At 70.9% G+C, this 11,282-nt stretch carries 11 protein-coding genes and 1 pseudogene; all 12 read left to right on the forward strand.

Annotation, left to right across the window (positions count from 1 at the left end; genetic code table 11):
- Window positions 1-858: pseudogene (locus tag Q0C57_RS20955) on the forward strand (hypothetical protein); the annotation flags it as partial.
- A 40-nt stretch (window positions 859-898) separates the two neighbouring features.
- On the forward strand, window positions 899-1,123 hold the full coding sequence (locus tag Q0C57_RS20960; RefSeq protein ID WP_296579852.1) for a hypothetical protein: 225 nt from the start codon (window positions 899-901) through the stop codon (window positions 1,121-1,123).
- An 88-nt stretch (window positions 1,124-1,211) separates the two neighbouring features.
- Window positions 1,212-1,514, forward strand: a complete 303-nt coding sequence (locus Q0C57_RS20965) for a hypothetical protein (RefSeq protein WP_296579855.1) — start codon at window positions 1,212-1,214, stop codon at window positions 1,512-1,514.
- Between the two features lie 30 nt (window positions 1,515-1,544).
- Complete coding sequence (locus Q0C57_RS20970) at window positions 1,545-2,225, forward strand: response regulator transcription factor (RefSeq protein ID WP_296579857.1); 681 nt, start codon at window positions 1,545-1,547, stop codon at window positions 2,223-2,225.
- Window position 2,226: 1 nt separating this feature from the next.
- On the forward strand, window positions 2,227-3,615 hold the full coding sequence (locus Q0C57_RS20975) for an ATP-binding protein (RefSeq protein ID WP_296579859.1): 1,389 nt from the start codon (window positions 2,227-2,229) through the stop codon (window positions 3,613-3,615).
- An 89-nt stretch (window positions 3,616-3,704) separates the two neighbouring features.
- The gene (locus tag Q0C57_RS20980; protein WP_296579861.1) at window positions 3,705-4,151 is read left to right on the forward strand and encodes a glycine zipper 2TM domain-containing protein; all 447 of its coding nucleotides are present in this window, start codon (window positions 3,705-3,707) and stop codon (window positions 4,149-4,151) included.
- A gap of 51 nt (window positions 4,152-4,202) precedes the next feature.
- Entirely contained in the window at window positions 4,203-5,660 is a 1,458-nt protein-coding gene (locus tag Q0C57_RS20985) for a hypothetical protein (protein ID WP_296579863.1), read from the forward strand.
- Between the two features lie 118 nt (window positions 5,661-5,778).
- Window positions 5,779-6,894, forward strand: coding sequence for a c-type cytochrome biogenesis protein CcmI (ccmI, locus tag Q0C57_RS20990; protein ID WP_296579865.1), 1,116 nt, complete (start codon window positions 5,779-5,781; stop codon window positions 6,892-6,894).
- A gap of 35 nt (window positions 6,895-6,929) precedes the next feature.
- A complete protein-coding gene (gene ccmE, locus Q0C57_RS20995) occupies window positions 6,930-7,427 on the forward strand; it encodes a cytochrome c maturation protein CcmE (protein WP_296579870.1) in 498 nt (165 codons plus the stop codon).
- Window positions 7,427-9,415, forward strand: coding sequence for a heme lyase CcmF/NrfE family subunit (locus Q0C57_RS21000; protein WP_296579872.1), 1,989 nt, complete (start codon window positions 7,427-7,429; stop codon window positions 9,413-9,415). Before ccmE ends, Q0C57_RS21000 begins: the two co-directional genes overlap by 1 nt.
- Before the next feature lie 5 nt (window positions 9,416-9,420).
- On the forward strand, window positions 9,421-9,879 hold the full coding sequence (locus tag Q0C57_RS21005; RefSeq protein ID WP_296579866.1) for a cytochrome c-type biogenesis protein: 459 nt from the start codon (window positions 9,421-9,423) through the stop codon (window positions 9,877-9,879).
- Between the two features lie 131 nt (window positions 9,880-10,010).
- On the forward strand, window positions 10,011-11,282 hold a 1,272-nt coding region (locus Q0C57_RS21010), incomplete at its 3' end, for a trypsin-like peptidase domain-containing protein (protein WP_296579868.1).

Consider the following 11,282-nt stretch of genomic DNA (forward strand, 5'->3'; position numbering starts at 1 on the left):
GCCGCTGCGCCCTGGCGCGGGCCCTATCGGGTCTGGCGCGGCGGCGAGGGGCTCGGCGACGCGGCCGTCGGCACGCTGGAACGGCCCTCGCTCATGGGCCGGACCCTGACGGCGCTGGCTGCCGGCCGCCCCTGGCGCTGGGACCGTGGCGCGGCCGTGACGGTCGAACTCGTCACCGGTGCGCTTGCCGGCCAGCCGGAGGCGGCGGTGCTGGACGGTGCCAATGCCATGGCCCTACGCCATCCCGATGGCGGCTGGGAGGTGCTGCAGTTCCGCGACGCGGTGCTGGTCGCCGACCGCACCTATGTCCTCTCTCGCCTGATCCGCGGCCAGCGCGGCACCGAGCACCGGACCGGTCCGGTGCCGCCGGGCGCGCTCTGCGTCCTGCTCGACGGGCCGCTGGCGCCGCTCGGCACCGGGCTCGACCTGGTCGGACGGCCCTTCCGCTACCGGATCGGCGCCGCCGTGCTGCTGGCCGGCGATCCCGCCATGGCCGAGGTGGAGGCCACCGCCGACCTGACCGCCCTGACCCCCTTCGCGCCGGTCCAAGCCCGGGCGCGGCGCGAGGCTTCGGGCATCCGCATCGCCTGGACCCGCCGCACCCGGCTTGGCGGTGATGGCTGGGACATGGCCGAGATCGGCCTCGGCGAAGCCGCCGAACGCTACCGGCTCACCATCCGCGACGCGGCGGGTGTGCCGCTGCGCAGCCTTGAGACCGCGGCGCCGTCCCATCTCTACGCCACGGCCGAGGAGATCGCCGATTTCGGCGCGCCCCAGGCGCTCCTCCGTCTCTCCGTCGCCCAGGTCTCGGCCCTGGCCGGGCCCGGCCACCCCCTCGACGCCGTCCTCGCCCTCTGAGGCGAGCGGCAGGCCTTCACCCCAGCACAGGAGACTGACCATGACCGATCTCACCACGCTCGGCCTCAAGCCCGTCCTCGCCAGCCGCACCGTCTGGTCCAGCCTCGTGGGCCTCGCCTGCCTCCTCGCCTCGGTCTTCGGCGTCGAGACGCAGCTCATCGACCAGGGCGCGCTCGCCGAGGCGCTGCTGCAGGCTGCCACCGGTATGAGTTTGGCCGGAGCCATCGTTTTTCGCGTTCTGGCGCGTCGCAAGCTCACGCCTTGAGCACCGATCACGGCAATCTGAACGCACATTCATCCGGGGTTCAGGCCAGCCGACTAGCGTGAAGGCCTGACCCCGATCACGATGTCCCATGATCCTCGCACGCACATCAGCGCTCGCTTTCGCCCTGGCGGTGTCCGCCGGGCCGGCGCTTGCACAGATGGCCTGCCTGTCGCCGGCCGAGCGCCGGGTGGCGGTGGCCGAGGGCGAGGCCATCCCGCTGGTCCAGGCCCAGCGGGCGCTCAGGCCCGAGCACCGCGGCGAGGTCATCAATGCGCGGCTCTGCCGGGCCGGCAACCAGCTCGTCTACCTGCTGACAGTGGTCGCCCGGCATGGCAAGGTCATGCGCGTCCGCATCGACGCGACGAACGGCCAGCTCGTCCAGGTGCGCTAGCCACCGGTCCCCAATCCAGGAGTCCTTCCCTTGCGCCTGCTCGTCGTCGAGGACGATCCGGATCTCAACCGGCAGATCACCACCGCTTTGTCCGATGCCGGCTATGTGGTCGACAGGGCCTTCGACGGCGAGGAGGGCTACTATCTCGGCGACAGCGAGCCCTATGACGCCGTCGTCCTCGATATCGGCCTGCCGAAGATGGATGGCATCTCGGTGCTCGAGCAGTGGCGCCGCTCCGGCCGCATCATGCCGGTGCTGATTCTCACCGCCCGCGACCGCTGGTCCGACAAGGTGCAGGGCTTCGACGCCGGCGCCGATGATTATGTCGCCAAGCCCTTCCACATGGAGGAGGTGCTCGCCCGCCTGCGCGCCCTGCTGCGACGGGTCGCCGGCCAGGCCACCAACGACTTCCATTGCGGCCCGGTCCGCCTCGACGCCCGCGCCGGCCGCGTCACCGTCGACGGCAACCCGGTCAAGCTGACCTCCCACGAATACCGCCTGCTTGCCTATCTCATGCACCAGCAGGGCAAGGTGGTCTCGCGCACGGAACTGGTCGAGCACATTTACGACCAGGATTTCGACCGCGATTCCAACACGATCGAGGTCTTTATCGGTCGCCTGCGCAAGAAGCTCGGTGTCGAGGTCATCCAGACGGTGAGGGGTCTCGGCTACATTCTCCAGCCGCCGACGCAGCCCGCCGCGAGCCCCTGACATGGCCGCCGCGCCCCGCGCGCCTTCGCTGGCGCGGCGCCTGTTCCTGCTCGCGCTGACCTTCGCGGTCGTCCTCTTGACCGTCACCGGCATCGTGCTCGCGGCGGTCAACCGCACCGCCGTGGAGCGCGGCTTCGACCGCCGCATCCAGGTCTATGTGAAGCTGCTCATCGCCGATCTCGCCGGCGCCGTGGACGATACCTCCATCGTCGTCGGCGCCAATCTCGGTGAGCCGCTGTTCGAATTGCCGCAATCCGGCTGGTACTGGCAGATCCTGCGCACCGATGCCGGCCGCAACGAGATCCGCGCCTCGCGCTCGCTGTTCGACGGGCGCCTGCCCAATCTGGTCTCCGAAGCCGCCGCCGACGGACCGACCCGGTCGCGCGAGGGCTATATCGAGATGCCGAACGGCCTGCGCCTGAGGGCGGTCGAGCGGATCATCGAACTTGGCGAGGACGGCGACTTCACCATCGTCGTCGCCGGTCCGGCCGACGACATCCTGGTGTCGGTGCGCAGCTTCAACCTGACGCTGATCGCGACGCTGCTGATGCTGGCCGTCGGCATGATCGTCGCCGCCATGCTGCAGGTGCGCGTCGGCCTGACGCCGCTGCAGCGGCTGGTCGGCGGGCTCACCGCCATCCGCGCCGGCGAGCAGGAGCACCTGGAGGGCGACTTCCCCGTCGAGATCGCCCCGCTGGCGCGCGAGGTCAATGCGCTGATCGACAGCAACCGCGAGATCGTCGAGCGCTCGCGCACCCATGTCGGCAATCTCGCCCATGCGCTGAAGACGCCGCTCTCCGTCATCCAGAACGAGGCGGCCGGGCGCGACGATCCCCTTGCCCTCAAGGTTGCCGAACAGACGCAGGTCATGCGCGACCAGGTCAACCACCACCTCGAAAGGGCTCGGGCGGCGGCGCGGGCGCGCGTCGCCACCACGGTGGTGCCGGTTGCCGATGTCGTCGACAGCCTCGCCCGCACCCTGCAGAAGGTCCACCGCGACCGCGACCTCGATGTCACCTGCACCGTGCCGCCGGAGGCGATGTTCCGCGGCGAGCGCAACGACCTCGAGGAGATGGTCGGCAACCTCGTCGACAATGCCTGCAAATGGGCCGGCGGACGCATCGTCGTCACCGGCGCCCGCGAGCACAGCCCCACCTCGGCGGACCGCGCCTTCTTTTCCATCACCGTCGACGATGACGGTCCCGGCCTGACGCCGACCGAGCGCGACGCGGTGGGCCTGCGCGGCCGCCGCCTCGACGAGACCAAGCCGGGCTCGGGCCTCGGCCTGTCCATCGTCTCCGAACTCGCCAGCCTCTATGGCGGCAGCCTCAGGCTCGACGCCGCCCCGCTCGGCGGGCTCAGGGCGGTGCTGCGCCTGCCGGCGGTGTGAGAGAACGCCGCCGTTTTGCCGCATTCCGCTGGACATTGACCGGGTCACTCATCCACCGGCCCGCGCCGGCTCCATGAACGGGTTCTCCCATGCGCCTCCGTCTCGTCGCCGCCACCGTCCTGATCGGCCTCACCGTCGCCGGTTGTGAAACCCGCGAGCAGTCCGGCACCGCCGTCGGCGCCGTCGCCGGTGCCCTGATCGGCTCCCAGTTCGGCGGCGGACCGGGCGAGCGCCTGGCGGCCGGCCTCGCCGGTGCCGCCATCGGCGGCCTCATCGGCAATGCCATCGGCCGCGATCTCGACGCCCAGGACCGCCAGCGCGCCTATGAGGCCGAGCGCGTCGTCTGGGTCGAGGGCCGCCGCTCCGAATGGCGCTCGGAAAAGGCCTATGGCTATGTCGAGCCCGGCCGCGCCTATTACCGCGGCTCCTTCTATTGCCGCGAATATACCCACACGATCTATATCGGCGGCCGGCCGCAGACCGCCGTCGGCACCGCCTGCCGCAACCCCGACGGCAGCTGGAGCCCGGTCGGCTGAGGCGGGTGCCGGCCACCACTTCTTAACGTCGGCGGCCTAAGCTTGTCGGTGATGACCGAGGCCGCCGTCAAAAAGCCGGACAGTGCTGCCGCTCCCCCGCCGGTGGAGCGGTTGCGCGCCTATCTGTCGGCCTTGCCGGAGTCCGCCAAACAACTGCTCTCCGCCGAGATCACCCGCGCCCGCGCCCGCGGCGAGGACATCCCCGGCGGCGACCTGATCATCGCCGCTCTCAGGATGGGGACGGATCCCGCGCCGCGGCCGGCCCTCGCCGCCGTCGCCGAGGATCGCCCGCGCGAGGATGCCGCCCCGCGGCTGCTGTTCCGGCCGCTCGAGCCCTTCCTCATCGACGAGCGGCTGGAGACCAAGGTCCGCGGCCGCATCATGCGCGCCTCGCTGCCGGCGATCTGGACCTTTCTCAAGCGCGACCTGGTGCCCGATGACGTGGCGGCGCTGGAGCTTACCTGCCGCAATGCCGAGATGACCGGCGACGAGGTGCCGGTGGCCGCCGCCATCGCCGAATTCGTGCCGAAATTCAGCGCCGCCGCCTATGCCGCACTGGAACATGCCAATGCCGGCGAACTGGAGCGCAAGAAGCTCAACATGCGCGTCGGCGACGAGCGCGCCCGCGAGGATCTCGCCGACGTCCTCGCGGTCCTCAACGATGCGACCGTGATCGCCGCGGTCATCGCCAAGGCGCCGCCCGCGATCAAGAACCTCGCCGACGAGGGGCTCGCCAATGTCCGCGCCATGCTCGACCCGCTGGCGGCCTCCAGACCGGGCCTGCTGCCCTTCAGCCTGACGCTGCTCCAGGCGCGTCTGACCCATCGCGCCCAGCTCGTGCGCCTCGCCGTGCTGGCCGCCGACAGCGACGAGCCGAGCAAGATCGCCGCCAGCCCCTACCGCGCCGCCGTCGATCTGGTGATCTGCGACATCGAGCGCGCCACCCAGCGCGTCTCGCGCGCCATCAAGGACGGGCGTGGCGACCGGGCCGCCTCCGGCATCAAGGAGTTTCACGATTCGGTCCGCTCGCTGCGCACCGACATGAGTCTGACGGGCGATGGGCCCTGGCAGCGGCGCGTTGCCAAGCTGAGGGCCGATCTCGCGGCGGTGCTTTCGGCGGAGATCGAGGGCATTCCCGGCGAGGTCCGGCGCCTCATCCGGCCGCGCCAGCGCACCGACCAGCCCATGTCGCCGATCAGCGAGGAGGTCGTCAGCGCGGTCGAGGCCCGTCTCGACCTGCTCCTCACCTGCCGCAGCCACGCCTCCGAGATTGCGCTGAATGAGCTCACCACGCGTGCCTTTACCGAGATCCAGGGCTATCTCGACCCGACGCTGACCCAGCTCATGGAGAACATCCGCTCCTCGCCGGATGTCGACCGCGCCCTCAAGATCAGCCAGATCGAGGCGGCGGTGCGCTTCTCCGCCCGCATCTTCGGGCCGAGCTATGCCCAGCTCCTCCAGAAGGCGGCGGACGTGGCGATCAACAGCGGCAAGGGCGGCAGCCGCTGAGCCGCCCCGCCTTTGCGCGACATCAAACCTTGCTGAGCGCGACATCCTGAGCGTTGTCGGTCGCCGACAGGTGCTCTATTTAGCATCATTCAAGGTTGGGTGCCCGTCGGTGCCCCGTATGATCGGACGTCGCCCCACGACCATGGAAGGCTCCCTGACGATCTGGCTTGCCATCGCTGTCATGACGGCCGCAGCGATCTTCGCCGTCCTGCTGCCCCTGTCGCGCCCGGTGGCGGCGGCGGAGTCGGAGATGGACGTGGCCGTCTACAAGGACCAGCTGGCCGAAATCGGCCGCGATGCCGATGCCGGCCTGATCGGTGCCGCCGAGGCCGAGGCCGCCCGCATCGAGGTGTCCCGCCGCCTGATCGCCGCCTCCGAGCGTATGGCCGCCACGGCCGGTGAGGGCGCGGCCCGCCGCCGCCGTCTCGTTGCCGTCGGCGCCATCGTCGTCATTCCCGCCATTGCCGCGGTGTCCTACGGCACAAGGGGCCATCCCGGCTATGCCGGCCAGCCGCTGGCCGAACGCCAGCGTGCCGTTCCCGTCCCGGGCGACATGGCCGGTCTGATGGCGCGGATCGAGTCGCATCTGGCGGCCAATCCCGGCGACGGCCGCGGCTGGGAGGTCGTCGCGCCGGTCTATCTGCGGCTCGGCCGCATTCCCGATGCCGTGCGGGCCCGGGCCAATGCCCTGCGCATCCTCGGGCCGACCGCCGACCGCGAGGCCGACCTTGCGGAAGCCCAGACCCTCTCGGCGGGCGGCGTGGTCACCGCCGAGGCCAAGGCGGGCTTCGAGCGGGCCCTCGCCCTCGGCGCCGGCCATCCCAAGGCCGGCTATTTCATCGGCCTCGCGGCCGAGCAGGACGGCAAGCCCGAGGAGGCCCGCGCCATCTGGGCGAAGCTGGTCGCCGAGGCGCCGGCCGATGCCCCCTGGATCGCCATGCTGCAGGCCGAGATCGCCCGTCTCGGCGGGCCCGCCGTGGCCGTCGCGCCGGCCCCCGCGGCGGTCGTCGCCCCCGAGATCCGGGCCATGGTCGACGGGCTGGCGGCGCGCCTCGCCTCGGACGGCGCCGATTTCGATGCCTGGATCCGTCTGGTGCGCTCCTATGCCGTGCTCGGCGAGGCCGACAAGGCCCGGGCGGCTGTGGCCAGCGCCCGCCAGCGCTTCGCCGGCGAGGCGGACAAGATCGGCCGGCTCGACGGCCTGGTGAACGAATTGGGGATCGGCGGCTCATGAGCACCACCGGCACACCCGTTCTCTCCCGCGGCGGCATGACGCGCAAGCAACGCCGCCTGACACTGATCGGCATCGCGCTCGCCGTGCTCGGCGTCGCCGCCGGTCTCGTGCTCTATTCGCTGTCGGGGTCGATCACCCTGTTCCAGTCGCCCACCGACATCGTCGAGAAGAACCTCCAGCCCGGCGCCCGCATGCGGCTCGGCGGCCTCGTGGAGGCCGGCTCGGTGCGCCGCGGCGAGAACATGGAAGTGTCCTTCGCCGTCACCGACGGCCGCACCTCGATCCAGGTCGCCTATCGCGGCATCCTGCCGGATCTGTTCCGCGAGGGGCAGGGCGTCGTCACCGAGGGCGTCCTGTCCGGCGACCGCAGCTTCCGCGCCGACACGGTGCTCGCCCGCCACGACGAAAACTACATGCCCAAGGAAGTGGCTGACAGCCTGAAGCGGCAGGGCCACTGGAAGCCCGGCGATCCCGCGCCGAATCCGAACGCGGCAGGATCGTCAACCCCGCAATCCCCGGCGAGGTCCCCATGATGTCCCCCGAAGTCGGCCATTTCGCGCTCGTCCTCGCCCTTGCCCTGGCGCTCGTCCAATCCGTCGTGCCGATCTGGGGCGCGCGCCGTGGCGACGCGGCGCTGATGGCGACCGCCTCGCCCGTGGCGCTCGGCCAGTTCGCCTTCGTCACGCTGTCCTTCGTGGTGCTGACCTATGCCTATCTGGTCTCCGACTTTTCGGTCGAGAACGTCTTCCAGAACAGCCATTCGACCAAGCCGCTGATCTACAAGATCTCCGGAGTCTGGGGGAACCACGAGGGCTCCATGGTCCTCTGGGTCGTCATCCTCACCCTGTTCTCGGCGCTGGTCGCCGTCTTCGGCCGCAACCTGCCGCTCACCCTTAAGGCCAATGTCCTGGCCGTGCAGGGCTGGATCACCGTCGCCTTCCTGCTGTTCATCCTCAAGACCTCCAATCCCTTCGCCCGCATCACCCCGGCGCCGATGGAGGGCCGCGACCTCAACCCGCTGCTGCAGGATATCGGCCTCGCCATCCATCCGCCGCTGCTCTATGTCGGCTATGTCGGCTTCTCCATGTCCTTCGCCTTCGCGGTCGCAGCCCTGATCGACGGCAAGCTCGACGCCGCCTGGGCGCGCTGGGTCCGTCCCTGGACGCTGGTCGCCTGGATCTTCCTGACCGCCGGTATCTCCATGGGCTCCTACTGGGCCTATTACGAGCTCGGATGGGGCGGCTGGTGGTTCTGGGACCCGGTGGAGAACGCCTCGCTGATGCCCTGGCTCGCCGGCACGGCGCTGCTCCATTCCGCCATCGTCATGGAAAAGCGCGAGGCGCTGAAGGTCTGGACGGTGCTGCTCGCCATCCTCACCTTCTCGCTCTCGCTCCTCGGCACCTTCCTCGTCCGGTCCGGCGTGCTGACCTCGGTCCATGCCTTCGCCGTCGACCCCGAGCGCGGCGTCTTCATCCTGGCCATTCTCGTCGTCTTCATCGGCGGCTCGCTGGCGCTCTATGCCTGGCGCGCCCCGACCCTGAAGCAGGGCGGCCTCTTCGCGCCGGTCTCGCGCGAGGGCGCCCTTGTCCTCAACAACCTGTTCCTGACGGCCTCCTGTGCCGCGGTCTTCATCGGCACGCTCTATCCGCTGGCGCTGGAAACCCTCACCGGGGCGAAGATCTCGGTTGGTCCGCCCTTCTTCAACTGGACCTTCGGCCCGCTCATGGTGCCGCTGATGATCGCCATGGTCTTCGGTCCCTTCCTCGCCTGGAAGCGCGGCGACCTCGCCGCCGTGGCGCAGCGCCTGACCCTGGCCTTCGCCGCGGCCATCCTCGCCACCCTCGCCACCTATGCGGTGACCACGGGCGGCCCGGTCCTGGCGCCGCTCTTTGTCGGCCTCGCCTTCTACGTTATCGTCGGCGCGATCCTTGACATTGCCGAGCGCATCCAGCTCTTCCGCGCCCCCGCCGCCACCAGCCTCGCCCGCGCCCGCGGCCTGCCGCGCGCCGCCTGGGGCGCCGCCATCGCCCATGCCGGTGTCGGCGTCATGCTGCTCGGCATCGTCGGCGAGACCGCCTACAAGCAGGAGACCATCGTGCAGATGCGGCCCGGCGAGAGCATCGCCGTCGCCGGCTACGACATCACGCTGCAGGGGCTCGTCCCGGTCGAGGGACCGAACTACCGCGACCTCGTCGCCCGGCTGACGGTCCGCGAGGGCGGCGTCGATGCCGGCACGCTGGAGCCGGCCAAGCGCGTCTATACGGCGCGGGCCATGCCGACCACCGAGGCGGCGCTGAAGACGCGCGGCATGTCGCAGCTCTATGTCTCGCCCGGCGATCCCGGCACGGATGGCTCGATCGCCCTGCGCTTCTTCTACAAGCCCATGGTCCTGCTCATCTGGATCGGCACCCTGGTGATGATGTTCGGCGGCCTGCTCTCGCTGTCCGACCGGCGCCTGCGGGTCGGCGCACCCAAGCCCTCGGCCCGCCGCGTCGCCGCCGCCGTGCAGCCGGCGGAGTAGGGGCGATGCGTCTCCCGGCCCTCGCTCTCGCCGTTCTGATGACCGCGACCCCGGCCCTCGCGGTCCTGCCCGGCGAGCGGCTGTCCGACCCCCGGCTGGAGGAGCGCGCCCGGGCCCTGAGCAAGGACCTGCGCTGCATGGTCTGCCAGAACCAGGCCATCGACGATTCCGATGCGCCGCTGGCGCGGGACCTCAGGGTCCTGGTCCGCGAACGGCTGACGGCGGGCGACAGCGACCGCCAGGTGATCGATTTCCTCGTCGCCCGCTACGGCGAGTTCGTCCTGTTGCGGCCGCGCTTCGGCTGGCACACGGCGGTGCTGTGGATCGCGCCGCTGGTGTTCCTCCTCGCCGGCATCGCCTATCTCCTTGTCGTCGTCCGCCGCCGGCGGGTCGCGGTGGTCACCGCGCCGCTGCCGCTCACCGACGAGGAAAAGGCCCGGCTCGAGGCGGCCCTGAAGCCCTGAACGGGCGGCCGCCCCGCCCGAACCTTACCAAGATGTAATGGTCCCGTCAGGATGGTGTAATCCGGCCTCCGCCATGGTTTCCTCCAGAGGCGGCACCACCCCCGCGTGCCGCGATCCCTCGGAGATCCTCCATGACGTCCCGCATGCGCGCCGCCCTTCTCGGTACCGTCGCCGTCCTCGCCGTCGGTGCCGGGGCCCTTGCCCTGCAGCCGGCCCGCGCCCCCTTCGTCGCCAGCGCCACCGCCCAGGGCGTCCAGTCCGCCCCCATGTCCTTCGCCGACGTGGTCGAGCGGGTGAAGCCCGCTGTCGTCTCCGTCCGCGTCACCCAGTCCGCGCCGCAGGCCATCACCAACCGCCAGCTGCCGGGCATGGAGGAGGACGAGAACGGCGAAATGGAGCGCTTCATGCGCCGCTTCGGCGAACAGTTCCGCGGTGACCCGCGCTTCGGCGGCCCCGGCATGCCCGGCGGCCCGCGCTTCGGCGGCCCGGGCGGACCCCGTGGTCCGGGTGGCCCGCGCGGCATGTCGCAGGGCTCGGGCTTCTTCATCTCGGCCGACGGCTACATCGTCACCAACAACCACGTGGTGCGCGGCGCCACCGAGGCGGACGTCGTCCTCGACAGCGGACGCACCGTGAAGGCCAGGGTGGTCGGCACCGACCAGCGCACCGACCTCGCCCTGCTCAAGGCCGAAGGCACGGATTTCCCCTTCGTGCGCTTCGCCGCCACCGCCCCCCGCATCGGCGACTGGGTTCTGGCCGTCGGCAATCCCTTCGGCCTGGGCGGCACGGTGACGGCCGGCATCGTCTCGGCCCGCGGCCGCGACATCGGCTCGGGCCCCTATGACGACTTCATCCAGATCGACGCGGCGGTGAACCGCGGCAATTCCGGCGGCCCGACCTTCAATGCCAATGGCGAGGTGATCGGCGTCAACACGGCCATCTTCTCGCCTTCCGGCGGCAATGTCGGCATCGCCTTCGCCATTCCGTCCGAGACGACGAAGACCGTCGTCGCTGCCCTGCGCGAGGGCGGTTCGGTCGCCCGCGGCTGGATCGGCGTCCAGATCCAGGCGATCACGCCGGAGATCGCCGAAAGCCTGCGGTTGCCCAGGCCCGAGGGCGCCCTCGTCGCCGGCGTGCAGCCGGCCAGCCCCGCCGCCAGCAGCGACCTGAAGCCCTCGGACGTCATCGTCGCCGTCGACGGCCAGCCGGTGAAGGATGCCCGCGATCTCACCCGCCGCATCGGCGCCGTCCGTCCGGGTACCACGGTGCGCCTCACCGTCATCCGTGAGGGCGCCGAGCGCGCCTTCCCGCTGACGCTCGGCCGCCTGCCGGGCGATGACCAGGCCTCGGCCGAGCCGGGCAGCCGCCGCGCCCCCCGCGGCGAGCCGGCGCCCGAGGCGGCC

The sequence above is a fragment of the Phreatobacter sp. genome (genome assembly GCF_022843985.1).
Classification (GTDB): domain Bacteria; phylum Pseudomonadota; class Alphaproteobacteria; order Rhizobiales; family Phreatobacteraceae; genus Phreatobacter.

What these genes read in the sequence shown, in the direction of transcription:
- Q0C57_RS20960 (WP_296579852.1), top strand. Translation starts at nt 899, where the DNA reads ATGACCGATCTCACCACGCTCGGCCTCAAGCCCGTCCTCGCCAGCCGC.
- Q0C57_RS20965 (WP_296579855.1), top strand. Translation starts at nt 1,212, where the DNA reads ATGATCCTCGCACGCACATCAGCGCTCGCTTTCGCCCTGGCGGTGTCC.
- Q0C57_RS20975 (WP_296579859.1), top strand. Translation starts at nt 2,227, where the DNA reads ATGGCCGCCGCGCCCCGCGCGCCTTCGCTGGCGCGGCGCCTGTTCCTG.
- Q0C57_RS20980 (WP_296579861.1), top strand. Translation starts at nt 3,705, where the DNA reads ATGCGCCTCCGTCTCGTCGCCGCCACCGTCCTGATCGGCCTCACCGTC.
- Q0C57_RS20985 (WP_296579863.1), top strand. Translation starts at nt 4,203, where the DNA reads ATGACCGAGGCCGCCGTCAAAAAGCCGGACAGTGCTGCCGCTCCCCCG.
- ccmI (WP_296579865.1), top strand. Translation starts at nt 5,779, where the DNA reads ATGATCGGACGTCGCCCCACGACCATGGAAGGCTCCCTGACGATCTGG.
- ccmE (WP_296579870.1), top strand. Translation starts at nt 6,930, where the DNA reads ATGACGCGCAAGCAACGCCGCCTGACACTGATCGGCATCGCGCTCGCC.
- Q0C57_RS21000 (WP_296579872.1), top strand. Translation starts at nt 7,427, where the DNA reads ATGTCCCCCGAAGTCGGCCATTTCGCGCTCGTCCTCGCCCTTGCCCTG.
- Q0C57_RS21005 (WP_296579866.1), top strand. Translation starts at nt 9,421, where the DNA reads ATGCGTCTCCCGGCCCTCGCTCTCGCCGTTCTGATGACCGCGACCCCG.